This is a genomic window from Paenibacillus sp. FSL L8-0644 (genome assembly GCF_038008165.1).
GTDB lineage: Bacteria > Bacillota > Bacilli > Paenibacillales > Paenibacillaceae > Paenibacillus > Paenibacillus polymyxa_D.
On sequence record NZ_JBBOYN010000001.1, the window covers coordinates 742,379 to 764,820 of the forward strand.

17 protein-coding genes are annotated in these 22,442 nt (G+C 41.6%); 12 read left to right on the plus strand and 5 right to left on the minus strand.

Annotated elements, in window-relative coordinates:
* Positions 1–896: 896 nt before the first annotated feature.
* The 4 genes from NSS94_RS03410 (at position 897) to NSS94_RS26180 (ending at position 4,253) form a co-directional block, all read left to right on the plus strand.
* Entirely contained in the window at positions 897–2,054 is a 1,158-nt protein-coding gene (locus tag NSS94_RS03410) for a serine hydrolase domain-containing protein (protein WP_069010911.1), read from the plus strand.
* An 81-nt stretch (positions 2,055–2,135) separates the two neighbouring features.
* Positions 2,136–3,470, plus strand: a complete 1,335-nt coding sequence (locus NSS94_RS03415) for an erythromycin esterase family protein (protein ID WP_029515912.1) — start codon at positions 2,136–2,138, stop codon at positions 3,468–3,470.
* A gap of 324 nt (positions 3,471–3,794) precedes the next feature.
* Positions 3,795–4,073, plus strand: coding sequence for a 3'-5' exonuclease (locus tag NSS94_RS03420; protein ID WP_080658578.1), 279 nt, complete (start codon positions 3,795–3,797; stop codon positions 4,071–4,073).
* Between the two features lie 6 nt (positions 4,074–4,079).
* Positions 4,080–4,253, plus strand: coding sequence for a DUF3970 family protein (locus NSS94_RS26180; protein ID WP_080658577.1), 174 nt, complete (start codon positions 4,080–4,082; stop codon positions 4,251–4,253).
* A gap of 235 nt (positions 4,254–4,488) precedes the next feature.
* Here NSS94_RS26180 and NSS94_RS03425 read toward each other — a convergent pair whose 3' ends face one another.
* Both NSS94_RS03425 and NSS94_RS03430 read right to left on the minus strand, forming a co-directional pair.
* Entirely contained in the window at positions 4,489–5,061 is a 573-nt protein-coding gene (locus NSS94_RS03425) for a DinB family protein (RefSeq protein ID WP_165148181.1), read from the minus strand.
* 452 nt (positions 5,062–5,513) lie between these two features.
* Positions 5,514–5,675 (minus strand): hypothetical protein, encoded by a 162-nt coding sequence (locus NSS94_RS03430; protein ID WP_250273189.1) that lies wholly within the window; start codon positions 5,673–5,675, stop codon positions 5,514–5,516.
* Between the two features lie 129 nt (positions 5,676–5,804).
* Between NSS94_RS03430 and NSS94_RS03435 the strand changes: the two genes are divergently transcribed.
* From NSS94_RS03435 to NSS94_RS03450, 4 genes are all read left to right on the plus strand, one after another.
* Positions 5,805–6,788 carry a LacI family DNA-binding transcriptional regulator gene (locus NSS94_RS03435; protein WP_029515909.1) on the plus strand — a complete coding sequence of 328 codons (984 nt, stop codon included), beginning with the start codon at positions 5,805–5,807 and terminating at the stop codon, positions 6,786–6,788.
* A 199-nt stretch (positions 6,789–6,987) separates the two neighbouring features.
* Positions 6,988–8,223 (plus strand): MFS transporter, encoded by a 1,236-nt coding sequence (locus NSS94_RS03440; RefSeq protein ID WP_029515908.1) that lies wholly within the window; start codon positions 6,988–6,990, stop codon positions 8,221–8,223.
* Positions 8,224–8,234: 11 nt separating this feature from the next.
* Positions 8,235–9,716, plus strand: a complete 1,482-nt coding sequence (locus NSS94_RS03445) for a glycoside hydrolase family 32 protein (RefSeq protein ID WP_341038651.1) — start codon at positions 8,235–8,237, stop codon at positions 9,714–9,716.
* 672 nt (positions 9,717–10,388) lie between these two features.
* Entirely contained in the window at positions 10,389–10,793 is a 405-nt protein-coding gene (locus NSS94_RS03450) for a MarR family winged helix-turn-helix transcriptional regulator (protein ID WP_432421733.1), read from the plus strand.
* 271 nt (positions 10,794–11,064) lie between these two features.
* Here NSS94_RS03450 and NSS94_RS03455 read toward each other — a convergent pair whose 3' ends face one another.
* Together NSS94_RS03455 and NSS94_RS03460 are read right to left on the minus strand one after the other, a co-directional pair.
* Positions 11,065–12,039: a bile acid:sodium symporter family protein gene (locus NSS94_RS03455; RefSeq protein ID WP_165148190.1), complete on the minus strand. Its 975-nt coding sequence runs from the start codon at positions 12,037–12,039 to the stop codon at positions 11,065–11,067.
* Positions 12,040–12,154: 115 nt separating this feature from the next.
* Positions 12,155–13,036, minus strand: coding sequence for an AraC family transcriptional regulator (locus NSS94_RS03460; RefSeq protein WP_165148193.1), 882 nt, complete (start codon positions 13,034–13,036; stop codon positions 12,155–12,157).
* A 136-nt stretch (positions 13,037–13,172) separates the two neighbouring features.
* Here NSS94_RS03460 and NSS94_RS03465 point away from each other — a divergent pair, with 136 nt between their 5' ends.
* From NSS94_RS03465 to NSS94_RS03475, 3 genes are read left to right on the plus strand one after another with little or no spacing between them, the layout of a single operon-like run.
* The gene (locus NSS94_RS03465; protein WP_341038652.1) at positions 13,173–16,529 is read left to right on the plus strand and encodes a DUF5107 domain-containing protein; all 3,357 of its coding nucleotides are present in this window, start codon (positions 13,173–13,175) and stop codon (positions 16,527–16,529) included.
* Positions 16,522–17,808 carry a cellulase-like family protein gene (locus NSS94_RS03470; RefSeq protein ID WP_341038653.1) on the plus strand — a complete coding sequence of 429 codons (1,287 nt, stop codon included), beginning with the start codon at positions 16,522–16,524 and terminating at the stop codon, positions 17,806–17,808. The genes NSS94_RS03465 and NSS94_RS03470 overlap by 8 nt, the downstream gene beginning before the upstream one ends.
* 21 nt (positions 17,809–17,829) lie before the next feature.
* Entirely contained in the window at positions 17,830–20,187 is a 2,358-nt protein-coding gene (locus tag NSS94_RS03475) for a beta-galactosidase (protein ID WP_341038655.1), read from the plus strand.
* 113 nt (positions 20,188–20,300) lie between these two features.
* On the opposite strand, the gene NSS94_RS03480 is transcribed toward NSS94_RS03475, so the two are convergent.
* Complete coding sequence (locus NSS94_RS03480; protein WP_165148202.1) at positions 20,301–21,284, minus strand: glycoside hydrolase family 5 protein; 984 nt, start codon at positions 21,282–21,284, stop codon at positions 20,301–20,303.
* A 473-nt stretch (positions 21,285–21,757) separates the two neighbouring features.
* Between NSS94_RS03480 and NSS94_RS03485 the strand changes: the two genes are divergently transcribed.
* Positions 21,758–22,324 (plus strand): 5' nucleotidase, NT5C type, encoded by a 567-nt coding sequence (locus NSS94_RS03485; RefSeq protein ID WP_165148205.1) that lies wholly within the window; start codon positions 21,758–21,760, stop codon positions 22,322–22,324.
* Positions 22,325–22,442: the final 118 nt, after the last annotated feature.

The following is a 22,442-nucleotide window of genomic DNA, read 5'->3' on the forward strand; positions in this document are numbered from 1 at the left end:
TAACGAGAGCACGACAGGAGATTACTGTTGTAATCTATAAAAACAAGGATATGCTGAATGCCTGTTTGAAGATAATGGGCTTAAAATGATTGATTGTAGTCAGGAGATAACAATGTTTCGGTTCAGCCATCAATCCGGCGGTAGAGGAGAACATCCGGTTTGAAGTGTTGAGAAATGAATCGGGATTTGAAATTAAGGTTTTTGATCGATTGGTAAAGTTAGATAAGGAACCTTTTTCGACTGTAGATCAAGGGGACTGACCCCATAACGTGAGACAAATCAAAACACCTTCAAGAGAATCAAGCCATGTCGTAAGATATGGAGATAACCTTGGAGGTGTTTTTACGTTGGCAACGAGAGTGAGTTACCCCCTAGAAAAATGCAAGCGATTGAATTGAGATTGGCAAGAGTTCCGGTAAGAGAGGTTATGGAGCAACTGGGAATACGAATAAGACACAGCCAAATCACCAGCTTCACTGACAGCGACATCTGGATTGAGATATTCACTCCGAATAATATTAGGATTTTTAATAGTGTGACATTTTGACACTACTGTATGTGACAGAAAAATACTTAGAATCATAGAGGCAGTTTAACACATTAACAATAAACGAGGAGGGGAGATTTTCATTGTGTATGATAAAAAAATAAAGAGGCGTGAAAGGGGAAACAGGTATGACCTATTTATGAAAAACAAACCAGTAACAAGAGTGTTTTAAGGAAAAGAAGTAATTTCTAGGGTTAACATACATGTGAAAAAAAAGGAATTTACCGTTTGTTAGGACACAATAGCGTTTGTGAAAATAATAATGAGTAAAGATAATTGCAAATCCACTCTTGCCCTAAAACAGCAAATAACTGCCGATACAATATGAATAGAGGAGAAGAATATCTTTATGAAAAAGCATTGTCAAATTGCATCTACAGGTTTAGTCCTTTTAATGGCTGGAAGTTCTCTGTTATACACAACACCAACCTCAATTGTAAAAGCGGAGTCCATTCAAAATGTATCTAGTCCGTTACAAACAAGCACTCAAAGTGAACGTAATTCCGTCAAAGAGGCAATGCGGGATACATTGCAACTTGGATATCCTGGGATACTTGCTAAAACTTCTGAGGGTGGAAAAACATGGAGTTATGCCGCTGGGTTAGCGGACCTGAGCACCAAGAAACCAATGAAAACAGATTTTCGCTTTCGCATTGGTAGTGTAACGAAGACATTCATTGCAACAGTTCTACTTCAATTATCTGAAGAGAACCGCTTGAATCTAGACGACTCCATTGAAAAATGGTTGCCTGGTGTCATTCAAGGAAACGGATATGATGGTAACCAAATTACTATCCGGCAGATATTGAATCATACAAGTGGTATCGCTGACTATGTAAATTCAAAAGACTTTGATTATACGGATACAAAAAAATCGTATACGGCTGAAGAATTCGTAAAGATGGGGATTTCTCTTCCCCCAGACTTTGCCCCAGGAAAGGGTTGGTCTTATTCAAACACAGGATACGTAATACTGGGGATCCTTATTGAAAAAGTAACTGGAAACAGCTATGCGGAAGAGGTTGAAAATCGGATTATTGAACCGCTTGATTTGTCAAATACATTCCTACCTGGCAATTCAAGCGTGATTCCAGGCACCAAGCATGCCCGTGGCTATTTCCAACTAGACGGAGCAAGTGAGCTAAAAGACGTTACTTATATTAACCCAGGTAGCTCGGATGGAGATATGATTTCTACTGCTGACGATTTAAACAAATTCTTCTCTTACTTACTCAGTGGTAAATTACTGAAGGAACAGCAACTAAAACAAATGCTTACTACAGTTCCTACAGATAGAGAAGGAACCGGATATGGTCTTGGGATCTTTGAAACTAAGCTTCCAAACGGTGTCTCGATATGGGGACACAAAGGTAGAGTTCTAGGGTTTACCACTTTTGCTGGTGGCACACTTGGAGGCAAGCATACATTGGTCGTCAATTTGAACAGCTTTAAAGCTGATAGTCCTGATCCATTTAAAAATATTTTACTTGCTGAATTTAGCAAGTAGGAAAAAAGAAAAAAAATGGTTTAAACTGGGCTCCTTAGAGCATGTCAAAAAACTAACAAGTAAGTATTTTAGGAGGGTATTATGAAAAAGAAAATGATTATTGCACTTGGTGTTTTTGCTATAATACTGACTAATTTTGTAGGAAGTACTTATGCAGACTCGAAAACAGGAGTTTCTGTTACAGCTCCCTACAATACAAATCAAATAACGGAATGGTTAGAAATGCATGCAAAGCCTTTAAAAACAACTAATCCAACTGCATCTTTTAATGATTTAAAACCACTTAAGAATATGGTAGGTTCAGCTTCAATTGTAGGTTTAGGTGAAGCTACGCATGGGGCTCATGAAGTTTTTACAATGAAACAACGCATTGTTAATTATTTAGTATCTGAAAAGGGATTCATCAACTTAGTTTTAGAAGAGGGATGGGACAGAGCTTTGGAGCTTGATCGATATGTTCTTACTGGTAAGGGAAACCCAAGCCAACATCTATCACCTGTATTTAACACAAAAGAAATGTTAGATCTACTTAGTTGGATTCGACAATATAATGCTAATCCAGAACATAAATCTAAAGTGCGTATCATTGGGATGGACATTCAATCAGTAAACGAGAATGTTTATAATAATATAATAGAATATATAAAAAGAAACAATTCAGATCTTGTGCCTAGAGTAGAAGAGAAGATAAAAGGTCTCATTCCTGTAACAAAGGATATGACTACTTTTGAGAGCCTTACAAAAGAAGAAAAAGAAAAGTATATTTCAGATGCTAAACAAATCAGTGCTTTATTAGAACAAAATAAAAGTTATCTGAACGGAAAATCCAAAGAGTTCGCATGGATAAAACAAAATGCTCGTATTATTGAACAGTTTACTACAATGTTAGGAGGAACATCCCCTGATAAACCATCGGATTTTTATTTGAAACATGATATTGCAATGTATGAAAATGCGAAGTGGACTGAAGAACATTTAGGGAAAACCATAGTTTGGGGACATAATGGACACGTTTCGAAAACAAATATGATTCCATTTATATACCCTAAAGTAGCCGGGCAGCATTTAGCAGAATATTATGGAAAACGGTATGTATCTATTGGAACATCAGTTTATAAAGGACAATATAATGTTTATAATAATGATGGTGAATTTGGCCCATATGGAATATTAAAATCAGATGATCCAAACAGTTATAATTACATTTTTGGACAGGTCAAAAAAGATCAATTTTTTATTGATTTACGTAAGGCGAACGGAGTGACAAAAACTTGGTTAAACGAACAACATCAAATTTTCGCTGGAATAACTAAAGAAGGCCCTGCTATACCAAAAACTGTTGATATATCATTAGGTAAAACGTTTGATATACTTGTTCAAATTCAAAAAGTGAGTCCATCTCAACTACATCAATAAATTTGTAATAATGTGGCTTAACGAAGTGTTGTATTGATGATAGTGTTAAGTGTCAATAGAGGTGTTTAAAAATGTCAGCTAGGTTATTCCATTAAAAGATCATTAGATGGAATAAATGTTTTCGAATTAGAGACGATGTTGGGTAGAAGCACATTATTATCAAGTTAACAAAATAAATCCGAATTGAAACAGCCTCTATCCTGCAGGTTCAATCTGACTGAGCACAACTTGCACGAGTCTGTTCATTTGTATCGGGTCTGCCCAAGGGCAGACTCTTTTTTGTACAAGAAAAAGTCCATCTTATAATCGTCAGCTTGGTTTTTTGTGAAAATAAGAGAAACAACTAGCAGCAATACAAAAAGCTCGAACCGTTCAGTTAGCCAAAGAAAATCAGAATATATCATTTTAGATGTGAAAACCACCGGTTTAGATGGCGACTCTGAGATCGTAGAGATTGCAATTATTGATCTTGACGAAAATCCTCTTTTTGAAACGTTAATCAAGCCGGTATCCCTCATTCCAGAAGAAGCGACCGCCATCCACGGAATCACAAACGAAATGGTTGAAAATGCTCCAAGCTCATCGCTAAAAGAAGAGTTGTAAAAGAGGATGCTAAAAATACGGGTTGAAGGAATACCTGAAGAGATTGATCAGTTTTTGGAGCACTTCGAGGACTATTACAGAGTGCTGAAGCGTTCAAAGGCCTATCAGAACAGAAACAGTGAATATGTTCGTGTTTATGTTGATGTAAGCAGTCCAAACGATCAGCCTCTAAAAGCTTAGAGGAAACAAATTGCGGTTTGTATCAATTTCTCTGGTATTACCCCATTTTAACGTACATATTTTTATATATTGATAAAAGAATCAAAATTGCAAATATTGGATTTTGGTATACAACTTTATTGTCCAAAATAAAGTTTTAGACTGATCCGACAAATGCAACAGCGGCAGATAAGGACGCGAAAATAAATTCCTAGACTGGCCGCTGTTGTGGTCAACATTCAACTATCGTGTCCTGTTAGCCTAATAACTCTGCAGTTTGTAAGAAAGCGTCCAGCCGCTCCTTTTGAAGAAGATGATGACGGTAATGCATCTCCACCATCGTGAACCATTCGACCGCGTTTAACGCGCCGAAGGCTACGGCCGGATGAGTCGCCTTTCGCTGCAGCCGCTCTGGGTCTATGTTCTGTAGCGACGCCCCAATCTCATGCATGCGGCGCCTTGCTTCCTCCAGCTTGGCGACAAGCTGCTCCTTGCTTTCTGGCTGTGGGGGCGTATATTGCAAGTCGGCCGGTACCTGAATGCGAACCGGTGGGAAGCTCCCTTGCTCAAACACGGCATGACCGGCCTCCGTCTTCCCGTCGCCCTCCTCGTTGCCGCCACCGAGCGCCATGCACTGCTCCGCAAGACGGAGCTGCAAGTTCAGCGTGGAATGAGGCAGATGCAGGTACATTTGCCCAAGCGACCATTCGTTCTCGCTTGGCTTGCGACACAGTTCCGCCAGACTATACTTGTCCAGCTCCCGAACATAATGCTTCGAAATCTCGTCGAACCTTACCAAAGTATCCTTAATCCCTATGTTCTTGTTCATCAAGACCATCTCCTCGAATACTGAATTACTCTCATCATATGAGAGGGTTCAAGAAAAAAGCATATTCGTAGTTTATACCTTTAATACTTTATTTTCCAGTCTAATACTATATTTTCTAATTACACGGGCGCAGTCGCTAGCGCGCCGATCGCAAAGCTGGACTTCATTCCGGAAGAGATGGGGAGCGCAACTGCAGTCGCGCATGCGGGCCGCGCGTCGCCAGTCTATAACTTATCTCAGTCTAGTTCTTTATTGTTTAGTCTAAAACATTATTATTCGCTAACAATTGACAATTAAGAAGTAGTATAACTTCGAGTCAATGAGTTCTCACTAATTATGAAGATGATCGTTGAATTATCATCTGACATGCATCTGAGGAAATGAGACTGCTTAGACTTTAGTTTACCATTATCATTAAAATTGAAATTGAAATGAATTTACGACAGAGCCTATTAAGCAGTGGCACGATTCGACGAAATGGTTACAGCCGCAGGCAATACGGTGTAAGCTTCTTCAGGAGGATTTTTGCTCATTTCTATGATGTAATAATCAACAAATTCGCTATCATATCCTTGTTTTTTAGCGTCTTCTTTGACCAGTTCTTCTGTCGCCAAGGAGATTCTTAGAGGGAGACAAATCTGAAGAATAATCCATAAGAATGCTCAAGCATGTTTTTTAACATTTAACCATGTTAAAATGAAAAAAATTAGAGATATGGCATGAAGAGAAGGCAGGGAGAATCAATGAAACCAAAACTTAACGATGTTGCACAATTAGCTGGAGTTTCACCGACTACGGTTTCTCGCGTACTTAATAATCGTGGCTATATCAGTCAAGAAACGAAGGATCAAGTTCATAAAGCGATGCAAGAGCTAAATTACTTTCCAAATGATGTGGCTCGGTCATTATTTAGTAAACGAACAAATCTGATTGGATTAATCATTCCAACTACAAGCAACCCATTTTTCGGAGAGCTGACTTTTCATATAGAGAATATTTGTGCGTCATTAGGCTATAAGCTGTTGCTTTGTAACAGTTTGAATCAGCTGGATAAAGAGGAATCATATGTGGATATGCTTATGCGAAATCAAGTTGACGGTATTATCGTTGGTACACACAATCGGGGTATCGTAAATTATGAACAGAAGAACATTGCCGTCATTGCGATCGATCGCTTCCTATCCGATTCAATCCCAGTTGTAGGATCGGATAATTATATGGGTGGAAAACTGGCGTCAGAACTACTTATTGAAAAAGGGTGCAAGCATATCTTACACATAAATGGCCCTGTTGAATTGGAAACACCAGCAAGCTTAAGAAGAAAAGCATATGAAGATGTGATGGAGCAGTATGGTCGAAAGGCAATTACCTATGAAGTACATGATCCCTTCCACCAACAGAATCACGACGAACCGATTAAACGCTTGCTCGATGAACATCCTGAAGTAGATGGATTGTTTGCGAGTAATGACTTGGTGGCTGCGTCTTTTATTGCTAAAGCAAGAAGAAGAGGAAAACGTGTTCCTGAAGATATTCGCGTAATTGGATATGACGGAACAGAAACAACCCGCAATCTTCTCCCTGAATTAACGACAATTCAGCAACCAATACAGGAGATTGCGAGATCTTCCATAGAGTTACTTATTAAAGAAATTGAAGGTGGATTCAGTGATGTCCCGCGAGAAACCTATCTACCAGTGAAACTGATTGAAGCTAGTACGGCTTAATACAATTTCCATAGTTTTCAGCATTGTGATAGAAGGTGGAGCTATCCTTATTAGAGTAATTGAAATCAAAGAGGAAAGCTCTTTTTCTTTCGAAAATATGTCAAGCGGTTGACATATGAAAGCGGTTGACATATAATCGATCTGTAAATACGAAAGTGCTTTCATTTACATTAAATGTTCAACTTGAGGAGCGTTCGATATGAGAAAGTCAAAGAGCATGTACTGGAAACTAAGTGCCTATTTCTTCTTTTTCTTCTTTACTTGGTCAGCAAGTTATTCATTGTTCTCCATCTGGCTAGGGCAAGAAATCAGTCTGAATGGTGCTGAAACAGGTGTTATCTTTACTGTAAACGCTATCTTTGCGCTATGTATGCAACCGCTTTATGGCTATATATCTGATAAAATCGGATTAAAGAAGCATATTTTATTTCTAATCAGTTCTTTGCTCTTATTTGTTGGTCCTTTCTATATCTTTATCTATGGGCCGTTACTTCAATACAATGTATTTCTCGGTGCCATTGCAGGTGGATTATACTTGGGTATTTCTTTTTTGGCAGGGATTGGAGCCATCGAATCTTATGTCGAGAAAGTCAGCCGAAAATATGACTTTGAATACGGAAAATCTCGTATGTGGGGCTCGCTAGGTTGGGCAGCAGCAACGTTTTTCGCTGGTCAGCTCTTTAATATCAACCCTAACATTAACTTCTGGATTGCATCAGTATCTGCTGTCGTTCTGTTTATCATTATGATGACAATTAAAGTTGAAATGACAGATTCCGAGATGGAGCGAGCAGAATCCGTTAACTTTAAGCAAATCGGCCATTTGTTTGCAAATAAGCATTTGTGGTTCTTCATTTTATATGTTCTTGGTGTTACCTGTATTTACAATGTGTATGACCAGCAGTTCCCGAATTACTTTTCATCGACGTTCTCAACGGTTGCATTAGGCAATCAAGTTTACGGTTACTTAAATTCCCTACAAGTGTTCTTGGAAGCAGGCATGATGTTCTTAGCGCCTTTCATTGTCAACAAAATTGGAGCAAAAAAGGGTCTAATATTGGCAGGGTTCTTGATGGCGTTCCGGATCATGGGTTCAGGCTTAGTTATTGGACCTTATGGAATCTCAGCTATGAAATTGATTCACGCATTGGAACTGCCAATCATGCTGATCTCCGTATTTAAGTACTTGGCTGCAAATTTCGATACGCGTCTGTCTTCGATCTTGTATCTGGTGGGATTCCAGTTTATGAGTCAGGTAGGAGCTTCGATCTTCTCGCCAATCGCCGGTATGTCTTATGACATTAGAGGTTTTGCAAATACGTACGTGATTATGGGTGTTTTCGTATTTGTCTTTACAACAATCTCAATCTTTACCTTAAAGAAAGAACCGAAAAAGCTGGATCCCAAGCCTAACAAGCATATTGAAACAGCATAGGAGGAAGAAAGATGAACACATATAATAACAATACGAAGCAAGCTGAGGAAGCATTGAAACAGGCAGAAGCGAAAATGAACAAGCGGTACCGATTAGGTTATCATATTATGGCACCAGCAAACTGGATTAACGACCCAAATGGATTAATTCAATTCAAAGGTGAATATCACGCCTTCTATCAGCATCATCCTTATGATGAGAACTGGGGCCCAATGCATTGGGGCCACGTGAAGAGTAAAGACCTTGTACATTGGGAGCATTGTCCGATTGCATTAGCGCCTGGAGATGCGTGTGACCTTGATGGTTGCTTCTCAGGAAGCGCAGTAGATAATAACGGCGAACTGACATTGATCTATACTGGTCATCACTATATTGATCAACCAAACAATATCTTTTTCCAAAATCAAAATGTGGCAGTAAGCACAGATGGCATTCATTTTACAAAACTAAGGCAGAATCCCGTAATCGCTGAACCTCCGACTGATAGCTCACAGCATTTCCGTGATCCGAAGGTATGGAAGCATGAGGATACATGGTACATGATCCTAGGTAACAGCACGAAAGAAGACCTGCCGCGTGTTATTCTATATACATCTCCTGATCTTAGGACTTGGACCTATCATGGTGTGCTTCTGCAGGGAGATAAGAATATGGGCTTCATGTGGGAGTGCCCTGATTTCTTTGAACTGAACGGTAAGCATATATTTATGTTCTCCCCACAAGGTATTGATGCGCAAGGAGATAAGTACAATAACTTGTTCCAGACGGGATATTATGTTGGCGAATATAATTATGATAGTAATGAATATAAGCATGGAGAGTTCATCGAGTTGGATAATGGTCATGACTTCTATGCTGTTCAAACTTTTCTAGATGATCAAGGTCGCCGCATAGCGCTTGGTTGGATGGATATGTGGGAATCGGATATGCCGACGAAAGCAGACGGCTGGTGTGGAGCAATGACGATCCCACGTTTAATTACGTTGGGTGACAATAATAAAGTACTGATGACTCCAGTTGAAGAAATGAAGTTACTTCGTCAAAGTAAACATGTTTTGTATCAATATGGCGCTATTTCTGGAAGTTACTTCAAGGAAGTTGAAGAAGACTTGCTTGAAGTTAAGGTAGTGTTCGACCTCACGAAGTCAAGTGCAGACCTGGTAGGCTTGAAGTTTCGTGGAACAGGTCGAGAAGAAACGGTTATCACATATTCTATTCCGGAGCAGAAACTAATGCTTAATTGTTCTAAATCAGGTAAAAAGACAGATGGAGTACGTCAAACAGCCTTCAATGCTGAGGGACAGCTGACATTGCATGTATATCTGGATCGTTCATCCATTGAAATGTTTGCGAATGAAGGGCAAGCTACGATGACAAGTCGCATCTATCCGGGTGAGAAATTGCTAGGCATAGAAATCATAACAGAGGGTGGAGAGGCGCTAGTAAATGGGCTGACATATTGGAAATTGAAAGATATATGGCAAGCTGAATAACTCAATGAAAAGATTGCAGTTCATATTATGTATACAGTAAAAGGATATGGAATCTATATATATCTTGATAGAGTGGTTGAAGGGGGAAATTCCCAAGGGACTGGTTCGAGAAGTCTTCAGGGTTCAGGCCAAGAGTTTTATTTGCAAAGTTCACCTTATTAAGTTGCTTTGAAACAAAAACAATTAAAAATAACACTAACAAGACGACACTGGATATGCAGTGTCGTCTTTTTGAAAGGTTACATGTGAAAATTGGTTGTCTGACTTCCTTTTGCTACGATCTACGTTGTTCTTCCATTTCGTCATGATGTTGTTACCGCTCACTTTGAAAATGCTATTCCTTTACATTCAACAGGTCGATTATGGTTAGATATCACCATGATTGACCTGTTTTTTGCTATCTTCACTTTCTCACATTATATAAGCTTAATTGCAGCAATGTATGTACATAGGAAGATAGTTAGGGTGGACTACTGTCAATAAAATCGACACTCTGAAACGAGAATCATTATGCTGCATTTGCATGCTGGTTCGGTGACGACGGATTGTAATATTCAAAATAGGTTATGGGTTTTGACCATTCCATTTAAGCTTGTTACAATAGGATAAACTTACTGGAAATACTTCAATATAGAATGGTGTGGTCTAAACTTGCAACATGAAAACGAACTTTTGGATGTATGGTTGTCTTTGTCTCACATCCATTCCACTTTAAATGATAAGTTAGAACAAGCCCTGCTACAAAATTATGATTTATCTTTGAAGGAGTTTTATGTTTTAGGTTTTATATCCAATTCCGAGGAAAAAAAATTACGACTGCAGCAACTTCAAGAATTGGTGGGATTAAGTCAAAGTGCGACATCGAGACTCGTAGTGAGAATGGAAGCCAAAAACTGCGGGGCTTTACAAAGACATACATGCGAGGATGATCGACGAGGTGTGTATACTCGGATTACGGAATTTGGTGAAAATAAATTCCAGCGTGCACTTCAAACCTTTAATCAGGTGTTACAATCAGAACTTCAGAAAGATGGAGTGAAGTCACAATTTCAAAATCTTACGCAAAAGCTGTTTTAGACTTTGCGACCTGTGTATATCGTTCTTAGTTTCCTTAGGGTAATATATGGCTTGAACGTTGTGCCACGAAAGGCTCTTTACGGAAGCTAAGTTTATTACCCTACACGATTCAATAGTAATGTTATGAAGTGGAAAGTGACCATTTACATGATTGTGCATGCATATTTAAATTAGACTTTCAACCATGTACGTATAGAAACGCCCTTCCGAAACTAACTCCTCCTCATAAGGAGGAGTTTTATCATCTGGAACCACCGCTAACCCCCTTTGCTTAAGAAACAGAGGCCGTATTGCGCTTTTCCTTGGCGTTGCCGCGGTCGCGACGACTCAGCAGAAACCCGACCAGAGATGCTGTGGATTGTTGGAAAATCATCCCCAGTACAACGGGCAATGCTACCGGGGCCGGGAAATAGGTGATGGCAAGCACGGCTCCCGCGCTAATATTGCGCATGCCGCCGTTAAAGACAAGCGCCGTACGGTCTGCATTATTCCACCGCATCAGTCCTGATATCAGATAACCGATCGCATATCCAGTGGAGGCAAGGACGATTATGGATAGGCATACTCCGACAAGCTTAAGATTAAAATCGACCAGATAAGGCGCAATGACAGATCCGTTAATCATGACGACAAGAGCCATAGCCAGCTTGGAGAACGGTCCTAGCCGTGGTCCCCATACCTGCTTGATCTTCCCTTTGGTCCATTCGTTCAACACCATGCCGATTAGCGAAGGAACGACAATCATCCAGAATAGGCTCTGCATCATCGCCCAGGTATCGAGCTGCACATCCGCTCCGATCAGTAGGGACATGATGCCCGGCACGGCAAATGGGGCCAAAATCGTATCAATTAAAATGATCGCCAATGTCAGCGCTGTATTGCCTTTATAGATGTTGACCCACACGAAGCTGGAAATGCCCGTAGGGATAGCTGCACCAAGAATAAGTCCAGTAATCGTGTAAGGATCATCACTGAAGGCCAGATGTCCCAGCATCATGGCGAGAAGCGGCATGGCCAGGTGAAGAATAAACAGACAGGCGATCATCGGACCAGGATGCTTGATCACATGGACAAAATCCTTAAACCCCATACTGATGCTGCCCGCGAAGGTCATGAATGCAAACAGCCAGGGAGAGAGTTCGGTATATTCTGACAACGGCGTACCGATTAGGACGCCAATTAGAATGCTGATTGGTGTAATTAGCGGCATAGCTGCATTTAGTCTACGATTCAACGTGAGGAGCATACAAAACTTCCTTTTTTAACCTTAAGTATAGACCTTGCACCCGTGATTCGTAAATGATCTGTGACCTTGCGGTAGCCCGATAGAAGCAAATTTGAACGCTCCTGATGAACATAGATTAACCCTTCAAATTATTTCGATATTCCAAAGGAGAGCAGCCCATTATTTTTTTGAATAGTCTGGAGAAGTAGTAAGGGTCCCTAAAACCGAGTTGTATGCTAACTTCTTTAATAGAGGCATTCGTCAAATCCAAAAGCTGACTGGCCCTCTGTATCTTCATTCTTAAATAGTAATCGACAGGAGAGTAGCCGGTGGATTGCTTGAATATCAGGTTCAGATGCTGCTTGGATACCTGAACATGCCGACTAAGCTGCTCAAGCGAAACGGTGGATTCCAATTGTTCACTCATATAGCGTGTTGCCTTATCCACATGACTCTGGTACGTACTGTCTTCCTTGCGAAATGCAACCGATACAACAAAACTCAGCAGATAACGGACAGTTTGCGATACTTGAACTAAATGTATAATGGAGTATGATTTATTCAATAAAAGGTCGTAACACTGATGAAATAGCTCCAGTAGTTTGACTCCATCACTGGCAGATATCGAAATATACGTTTTAAAAGGCTCAAACAATGCTATAAAATCATCCATTTGGTCCCCTTTAAGATGAAACCAGTAAATTGTCCAAGGATCTCTATCGTCAGCCCCATAAGCATGCGGCATGTCTCTGGGAATGTACGCAAAGCCTCGCTCTGTCATGTCAATCGTTAGGCCATCCTTTGTTCGTATCCAACCTTTTCCGCTGGTACAGTAGATGAATATATGAGAGTCACATCCGTGCATTCTTTCACGAAAATGATGGCGGGCATGGCTGAAGCAGCCTATATCCGTAATATATAGATTTTTTGTAAGCGGATTCATATTTAATTTATCCAGTATATAGGGTGGAACGACATATAACTTTTCACCCTCAAATCCATCAGCTTTCTTATTCATAATCTATCCATCTCCTAGCCTTAGGCGGCTCTAATGATGAAATACGTATATAGTCCATCATAAACAGTAGATTGTCAATTGTCTGTAATGTCGCTTACTTGTAAGCTCTGAATATAAGAGCGACTATGAGGGAGTGATGGAATTGAGCATTTTCGACGCTAGGGCACGCGTGTGGGAGCAAACCGTGCAGATCCCCACGTATGGAATTGGCAAACCCGACAAAAATCCAATGTTTCTGGAGAAACGTGTCTATCAGGGAAGTTCCGGTCGAGTGTATCCGCATCCGGTCATTGATAAAATTGAGGATGAGAAGAAGCTTGAAAATTATCAAATAGTTTTCCTAGAAAATAAATATTTGCGCATTGAGATCATGCCAGAGCTGGGAGGACGCATTTATCGTGCGGTCGACAAGACCAACGGTTATGATTTTGTTTATTATAACAGGGTCATCAAACCAGCGCTTGTGGGCTTATTGGGACCATGGATATCTGGAGGCATTGAGTTCAACTGGCCGCAGCATCACCGTCCCAACACTTACGGACCCGTTGAATACAAGTTGGATGAACATGACGACGGAAGCGCAACGGTATGGGTGAGTGAAATTGATCGTATGTTCGGCACGAAAGTAACAGCTGGTTTTACACTTCAACCGGATAAAGCATACCTTAAAGTGGGGGCCCAGCTATACAACCGAACTGCCGAGCCTCAAACATTTCTATGGTGGGCCAATCCAGCCGTAGCGGTACATGATCACACGCAATCTGTTTTTCCTCCAGACGTATCAGCCGTGTTCGACCATGGAAAGCGAGATGTATCCCGTTTCCCGATTGCTACAGGCACTTATTATAAAATGGATTATTCTGAAGGCGTAGATATCTCCCGATACAAAAATATTCCTGTTCCCACTTCATATATGGCCTATAAATCGGATTACAATTTCATAGGTGGTTACGACCATATGAAACAAGCTGGGCTTTTGCATGTGGCCAACCATCACATCTCTCCCGGGAAAAAGCAGTGGACATGGGGAAATGGCGAATTCGGCCAAGCTTGGGACCGCAATCTAACAGATGAAGACGGCCCCTACATCGAGTTGATGACGGGAGTGTATACCGATAATCAACCAGATTTCACTTGGCTTCAGCCGTATGAAGAAAAGACGTTCTCACAGTATTTTATGCCTTACAAACATATTGGTATGGTCAAAAACGCTTCAATTGATGCAGCCGTTAGTTTGGAATTAAATCGCAGCGAAGGGACAGCACAGATTGGAGTCTATGTGACTTCGTCATTTCGTGAGGCTGTTGTGGAATTAAGCAGTCAGCGGAAAGTTTATATTCAAGAAACCTTGGATCTGACACCTAATAAGGCCTTGATACAGAAGACAGTTATTTTGGCTGAGGATGAGGAATATGAGCTATGCTTAACTGTCAAAGACGCGACCGGAAGGGAGCTGATTAGTTACCAGCCGAAGAAAAGGGAAGTTGAACAGATGCCGGCTGCTGCTGCCCCCTTGCCGGAACCGGAGGAATTAAGAACGAACGAAGAATTGTATTTAGCAGGACAACATTTGGAGCAATATCGTCATGCTACCTTTGAACCTGAGGCGTACTATCTTGAGGGCCTGAAAAGAGATAAAAATGACAGCCGTGTAAATGTGGCATATGGTACGTTGCTTCTTCGTAGAGGATTGTATTCAGAAAGTGAAGAGTGCTTTCGTAAAGCCATCTCGCGGGTAACCTGGCGTAACTCTAATCCCTATGATGGTGAGGCCTACTACCAGCTTGGTTTGTCGCTAAAACACCAAGAGCGGATGGATGAGGCGTTCGCTGCATTTTATAAATCAGTATGGAGTGCGGCATGGCAAGACAGCGGGTATTTCTCACTGGCACAGATTGCAACAGAACAAGGGAACTATGAAGAAGCCCTGGAACTCGTGGAGCGCTCAATAATCCGAAATGCTCGCAATTACAAGGCACGCAACCTGAAGTCGGCTATTCTTCGTAAGCTTGGCAGGAACGAAGCGGCAATAGCCTTTTCCAAGGAAACGATGAAGCTCGATATCGCCGATTTTGGAGCTTACCGTGAGCAAGCATTATCTTTAGAGGCTCTCGGGCTACGAGATGATGCTAAAACGGTCTTTGAAGAGCTGGAAAAATGGATGCGTGGAGATGTGCACAACTATATAGCGGTAGCATCGGACTATGCGGCGGCAGGACTCTATGAGGATGCAGCATGTGTGCTGGAAGAAGCTCCAGAGCAGGCAAAAACATACCCTATGCTGTATTACGTTCAGGCCTTCTGCTATGCTAAAATCGGCAAGCCTGAGCAGGTGAACAATGCTCTCGCTCAGGCCGCAGATGCAGTACCCGATTACTGCTTTCCTAACCGTCTGTTTGAGTTGGATGTGTTACAATTTGCAATTCGAACAAGACCGGAGGATGACAAGGCGCATTATTACTTAGGTAATTTACTCTATGATAAGAAACGGCATCGGGATGCTATTTCCAGCTGGGAAATGTCTCGTTCCATTGACGATACTTACCCCGTTGTTCACCGTAATCTTGCTCTTGGATATTTTAACAAACAAGGCCAAGTAGAGAAGGCTCGCCATTCGTTAGAGCAGGCCTTTGCGTGCAATACTTCAGACGCACGTATTCTTTATGAGCTTGACCAGCTGTATAGGAAGCTGAACATCAAGCCCAACGACAGATTGAATCTAATGGAGAGTTATCCGGGAATCATAAAGCTTCGCGATGATCTGTTTTTAGAATATGTAACCGTTCACAATACGATGAAGCAGCATAAGATAGCGTTGTCCTTGCTGACAGGGAGAATATTTCATCCATGGGAAGGCGGAGAGGGGAAGGTAACGGGACAGTATAGGCTGGCCAAGGTAGAGCTTGCCAAGTCCGACCTGAGGTCTGGGCGGATTGAACAGGCTGTAAAGGGGCTGCGGGAGGCTTTAGTGTATCCAGAGAATCTTGGCGAAGGTAAGCTAGAGGGTTCCCAAGATAACGATATCTATTATTATTTGGGCTGCGCGTATGAGCTATTGAAATTAACAGATGAGGCAAGACAGGCCTTTTCCACGGCCTCTCAAGGACTGGGGGAACCCATTAATGCCATGTATTATAACGATCAACAGCCAGATATGATATTTTACCAAGGATTGGCCTGGCGGAAACTTGGTTATGCGAAGGAAGGCAATCGTCGATTCAACAAGCTCATTGATTACGCCGATAGATACTTATTCGAACCCGTGAAAATGGATTATTTCGCGGTCTCGTTACCCGACTTTCTCATCTTTGAAGATGACCTGAATATTCGTAATCAGGTTCATTGTACTTATATGAAAGCACTTGGTTTGCTTGGATTAGGGCGACAGGACGAAGCCATCTTGCATTTTGAATCGGTGCTTAAGCTAGAAGCTAACCATCAAGGAGCGTTGAACCATATGGACTGGAGCTGGGAGGGGAAATCAATTGAGTAATCTCATGAGAACTGTACCGCGCAAATTGACGATCACCATGTGGGACTTTTCTTGGTATACCATGACACAGGAAGGTGAGCCCTACAGCGATCTGGAAGCCCGTTTTAAAGAAGCGGTCGAAAGAGGCTACAATACGATCCGAATATGTGCTATGCCATTCATGTTGTTTACAGCGGATGGCAAACGCTCCGGACCCTTGGAGTTTGCTAACCTTGGGGAAGTAGGCCAGCGTACGCGTTGGTATAACTGTCGTGGAGGCGCAGTACTGGACGGGCATGCTCATTTGCTCGAACTGTTCAAACAAGCAAAGGCTCATAACTGTTACATTATGTTATCCTCTTGGGAATATCAGCAGAGTCCCAGCTTTCTGGCTCATGCTGAGCTTAGAGATGAACTAGCTGCAATTCCTCCTAAGGAGAGATTCATGGCCATTGCAAAATCAATGGATCAGTTGATCCGTTTCGTCACAGCAGAAGGCTACAGGAGTCAGATCATCTATACAGAGCTGCATAACGAAGTGGAATTTGGGCAGTTAAACGCCGTCGGAACGTCTGAAGGCATAGCCGAAACGAATGTACCGGCGCTTATTGAAGCCATGCAGCCCTACGTAGAAGAAGCGATAGAATATCTTCGCCAATGTCATCCTGATATGATGATGACAGCCAGTTATACGTTAAATGAAGCCTACCCCAAGGCTTACGTCGCGCGCAATATGCAGGTGGCCCATTTTCACCTATATATTAAAGGGGTGCTCAATGAGCTTATGGAAGCGGCAGCGCTTTATGATGAGTTGGCGCCGTTTCCCAATCCATTCGTACAATCCCTATTAAGAGAAGACGCTCCTCCATTTACAAAATGGACCCTGCCTCCGGGGCAGAATTGGCGGATGGAAGGCAATCCAGTCGGCATGAGACTTATTTATTTGCACGACTGGGTAGATCCCGATCAATGGGATTTATTTTTGTACGATCGGTATGGAGACCATAAAATGGCCATGTTGCAGAAGGCCGACACCCGATTGGAAGAGATTCATGAATGGACTCGTCATTCCGGCATTCCAATTGTCATAGGAGAAGGTTATGTAGGCTACACGCCGCTGCATGCCCAATTTGAAGAAGGCCCAGTCGGCAAATTTATCGCTGAATATGTGTTGCGAAAAGGAATGGCACTTGGGTTCTGGGGAATGACCCTCTGTTCTAACTGCGCTCCCCATCATCCATTCTGGAATGATATCGCTTGGCAGCGCAAGTGGAACCAATTTATCCTGAATTCAGATTAACGAGTGAGGGGAGTGAACTCCATGAGAAACTATCGAGTTGCGGTTAAAGACGATCAGAAGCATATTGTTAAAGGACATATCAAACTTGGCGGCACCAACCCAAAAGGAGAGGAGATCGGATTCACCAACTATTTTATGGAGAAGGACGGAGAGCCCTTTTTCGGTATTTGTGGTGAATTCCATTATGCCCGTTATGATGAACGCTATTGGGAAGACGAAATTATTAAAATAAAAATGGGCGGCGTAAACATCATTGCCACTTATATTTTTTGGAACCTACATGAAGAAGTTGAAGGTGTTTTTAATTGGAGTGGGAACAAGAATCTTCGTCATTTCATCGAGTTGTGCGGCAAACATCAGGTATACTCCATCATTCGGATCGGTCCCTTTGATCATGGGGAAATTCGAAACGGCGGTATGCCAGATTGGTTATTCGGTCGACCATTTGAGGTTCGTTCTAATGATGAGGGGTATCTGTTCTATACAAGAAGATTGTATAACGAAATCGGTACCCAGGTTAAAGGGCTGTTATATAAGGAGGGGGGGCCGATTATCGGCACCCAAATCGAAAACGAGCATCATCATTCATCTGCCCAGTGGGCATTGACTGTAGGAATTAATGATATGTGGCTAAACAGTGGAAGTGACGGTAACTCGCATATGTTAAAACTTAAAGAAATAGCTCTGGAAGCGGGGATTGATACTCCGATCTATACGTGCACAGGATGGGGAGGAGCAACAACTCCTGTACCCGATATGCTGCCGTTATGGGGCGGGTATGCCTATTGGCCATGGATCTACTACGAAGAGGGACGTTTGGAGGGGATGGACGAGCATCCTGCGACACCGGAATACATTTTCCGCGACAAGCATAATAACAAGATTCCAGAGAGTTACAATTTTAAGCCTCAATACGCGCCTGAAGACTATCCGTACGCTTGCTGTGAAATGGGTGGCGGCATGGTTCAGTTTTATAAATATCGGTTCGCATTTCCCTACCGCAGTGTTCCAGCAATGACTGTCATGAAGGTTGCAGAAGGCTGTAATCTGATCGGATATTACATGTATCATGGGGGTTCCAATCCTCGGGGTAAGGTTAACCCGTTCACCAATGATCTAGCCACACCTAAAATATCCTATGATTTCAACGCCATGATCGGCGAATTCGGTCAAGTAAGGGAATCGTACCATAGAACAAAGCTGCAGCATTACTTTTTTTCAACGTTCCAAAAGCAATTCTCAGTAACCAAGACTATTCTGCCAGGGGATACGTCCCAGATGGACCCTTATGATGTGGATACGTTACGATATGCAGTGCGATCCAGTGCTGGATCGGGTTATCTGTTTCTAAATAATTTCCAAGACCATGTCGAAAATGACGACCTGTGCGATTTTAATGTGAGCATTGAACTGCCCGAGGAAACGATTATAATCCCTAGTCAAGGTGAGCTGATGTTAGGACGTGAAAGTTTCGCTATATTGCCATTTAACTTTAATTTAGATGGAATGAAGCTCAAATATGCTACGGCACAGCTGATAACAAGGATAGAAGAAGATGGAGAAGTATACTACTTTTTCTTTGTACCAGAGGGGATGAAGGGAAGATATGAAATTGAGTCAAAAGATATCATCAGTGCCACAATCGACAAAGGCTCGATAGAGCAGTTGGATGGGAACACGATCATTAAGGTTGCTGAAGAGGACGATAGTCTCATCCATCTGGTATCTGAAAGTGGCAAAAAAGTTGCCATCTACACGATGACTGATGAGCAAAGTCTTACATTTTGGAAGGTAAACATGCAAGGCCGGGACAGAGTCATTTTGACCAATGCCAATGTACTTGTATCTGAGGGCGATCTAAGGCTGGAATCGACGGATCAAGAAATGGTATCCCTGAGTGTATTCCCTGATTTCGACGCCTCGATCACATCTATTACTGGTGGAGAGCTGCTAGACATAACAGAAAACAATGTATTTAAAACGTATCGTTTAAAGGCTCCTAAGCGAGAAATTCATTTCAATTTGAAAAGAATAAATGACGATAAACTTACTATTGATTTTGAGATAGATGCCTTTCACGGAATTAAGGAAGCTCTGCTGCGTATCGATTATACTGGAGATATCGGTTATGCTTTTATGGATGGCGAACTGATCAACGATAATTTCTGCAACCATACGACCTGGGAAATAGGCTTGAAAGCATTTGAGCATCGGCTCATCGAGCAAGGGTTGTACGTATATGTTTCCCCAATACGAAAAGGTAAGGTTCTCAACAGCAATACGACTATGGCTGGCTGGAAAGAGACGGCAAAGGAACGTATCGTAGATATCGGCGCAGTCAGCATCGTGCCTGTGTATGAAATTCGACTCACCGTATAACCCAGGAAGTGTAAGTTCAGAGACGCACAGTGGGTACTTTTAGTATAAAGTATAAAAATGTAAAAGCTCATGGTCGTTCAACCATGAGCCTTTTTTACTTTCTGATAGTACGTTTAGTAGATACCAGCCTTTTTCGATGTTTCTTTGATCCCGTTGCTTCCGTTAACTACAGTTTTCCCCCAATCCGTCAGATTGCCATTAGGTCCTGTTACAAGATCAAGGTAGGAAAGATTGGAACTATTACCATACCAGGACCAGGCTAACCAGCCTACTCCTTTGGATTGACCGTATCTCATGATTTCTGTCTCGTCGACGTCTGCTCCCTGGTGGTAACCGCCAAATTCGCCAATAATCAGAGCGAGTCCTTGATTCAGAACGTTATCAATATTGGTTCGAACAGTTTGAACATCTTTACCAGCGAACTCATACATATGGATGGAAAATACCGTATTCTTCAAAGAATCAGCTGCGAATACAGATTTACCAAAGTCATTGATAGATTGAGGATATTGTCCCCATCCGGCACAATCGACGATGAGCGTATTTTTAATACCTGCGTTTCTCAGCTTGGGAATCGCTTGCTTGTATCCATCAGCCCAACCACTTCCATTCCAAGAACCATACCATTCGTTCGCTATGTTTACGATAACCCGGTCTTCCTTGCCGATTAGAGCATCCTTTATGCTAATCCAGTAGTTCACAGCTGCATCCAAAGAAGCGTAGTCGTCTTTGCCCGTAGCGTCATGAACTTCAAGTACAGCAATCATTTTATGGTTGGAGACGAGAGAAATAATATTTTTCACAGAATTAATATCATCCTTGGTGTACTGGTTTCCGTTAGAAAGGACAATTCGGACGGTATTAGCACCTGTCTGGGCAATTGCCGGGATCGCTGTATAAAGATCGTTTTTGTACCATGTGTGAGCATGATTGACGCCTCTCATAACAAATGGCTTGCCTGTAGAATCATACAATTTGGTACCGCTTACATAAAATCCTGAAGCAGCTTCTACCTTGGAGAAAACTCCTCCTAAACCAATCATGATGAGCAAGCCGATCATTCCAGACAATAGTGCTTTTCTTAACAATACCTTCATTTTTATTCCTCCCTAAATATATTATTCAACTTCCTGCTATACAGAGATGAAGTTAGGTATGTAAGTGTGTAAATAGCAGTAAGCTAAACACAAAATTAAGCGCTTTCAAATATAAAAAAGTTATTTTTGTTATTCTATCATTTGTGTTTTTGTTATTCAATCGGTTATTTTGGTTATTTTTTGTGTTTTTGAAGTATAAACACATGGATGTATTATTTAAGTGCGATTTTCTGTGGTTTCATTGTATTTATTGTTTATGTTTGTTTAAAATTTAGTTTATATTGATAAAAATAACCTAACTATATTTCTGTGATATTCCGAATTTGTGTAGGTTGACCTAACGTTTTGCTTGGTTAATTATTTTGAACAAAGGTGAGATCTATCGGACAGCAATACCTAAGCTTCACCGCGATATTAAATTATAGTATGATATTCTTGTGAAAAATTTTACCAGAGTGAATAGGGGCAAGCTGATGAGAAAACCAATCATTGCAGTCGATATGGACGATACCATCTGTCATCTCGTCAAACGAGCCATATACCATAACAATAGTGAATTTCCCACTCATCCGCTTCGTTATGAAGAAATGTTAGATTGGAACACGGATCATCTACGTCATCCCAAAAGCACGCATGATGTATTTTATGGGCGACCGGGTTTGTTTGAGGAACTTGAACTGTTTGACGAGTATGTTGTAGAAGAAATGGAGAAGCTTTGCAATGCTTTTGATGTCATTATTGTGACAGCAGCAGAACCTAAGACCGTCGTAGAGAAATGGAACTGGCTTCAAAGACATATGCCATTCATTCCGATCGAGAACTTTTTCCCATGTAAACGAAAGAACCTGATTAACTATGATCTCCTGATTGATGATGGCCCTCATAATTTAGTACCTGCGCTAAAGGAGGGGAAAAAGGTGCTTTGTATTCCTCATCCATGGAATCTGAGAGCAAGAGAGCAATATGAGTTCCCCGTCATGACATCCTGGCAAGGAGCAAAAGAACGAATCGACTCCATTTTAGGAGTTCTGTATAAATAATAGAATTATTCGTAAAACAGCTGGCTCCTCTGGAACTGGCTGTTTTGCTAGAAAGAATAGCGCCTATGGCTGAAATAAAATGGTACAATTGCTATGCATTATCCATGAGGAGGGAACG

Excerpts from the sequence above, each read along its gene's own strand:
- NSS94_RS03415 (WP_029515912.1), top strand. The coding sequence starts at position 2,136 with ATGAAAAAGAAAATGATTATTGCACTTGGTGTTTTTGCTATAATACTG.
- NSS94_RS03425 (WP_165148181.1), bottom strand. The coding sequence starts at position 5,061 with ATGAACAAGAACATAGGGATTAAGGATACTTTGGTAAGGTTCGACGAG.
- NSS94_RS03410 (WP_069010911.1), top strand. The coding sequence starts at position 897 with ATGAAAAAGCATTGTCAAATTGCATCTACAGGTTTAGTCCTTTTAATG.
- NSS94_RS03465 (WP_341038652.1), top strand. The coding sequence starts at position 13,173 with ATGGAATTGAGCATTTTCGACGCTAGGGCACGCGTGTGGGAGCAAACC.
- NSS94_RS03485 (WP_165148205.1), top strand. The coding sequence starts at position 21,758 with ATGAGAAAACCAATCATTGCAGTCGATATGGACGATACCATCTGTCAT.
- NSS94_RS03435 (WP_029515909.1), top strand. The coding sequence starts at position 5,805 with ATGAAACCAAAACTTAACGATGTTGCACAATTAGCTGGAGTTTCACCG.
- NSS94_RS03480 (WP_165148202.1), bottom strand. The coding sequence starts at position 21,284 with ATGAAGGTATTGTTAAGAAAAGCACTATTGTCTGGAATGATCGGCTTG.
- NSS94_RS03445 (WP_341038651.1), top strand. The coding sequence starts at position 8,235 with ATGAACACATATAATAACAATACGAAGCAAGCTGAGGAAGCATTGAAA.
- NSS94_RS03460 (WP_165148193.1), bottom strand. The coding sequence starts at position 13,036 with ATGAATAAGAAAGCTGATGGATTTGAGGGTGAAAAGTTATATGTCGTT.
- NSS94_RS03440 (WP_029515908.1), top strand. The coding sequence starts at position 6,988 with ATGAGAAAGTCAAAGAGCATGTACTGGAAACTAAGTGCCTATTTCTTC.
- NSS94_RS03475 (WP_341038655.1), top strand. The coding sequence starts at position 17,830 with ATGAGAAACTATCGAGTTGCGGTTAAAGACGATCAGAAGCATATTGTT.
- NSS94_RS03455 (WP_165148190.1), bottom strand. The coding sequence starts at position 12,039 with ATGCTCCTCACGTTGAATCGTAGACTAAATGCAGCTATGCCGCTAATT.
- NSS94_RS26180 (WP_080658577.1), top strand. The coding sequence starts at position 4,080 with ATGCTAAAAATACGGGTTGAAGGAATACCTGAAGAGATTGATCAGTTT.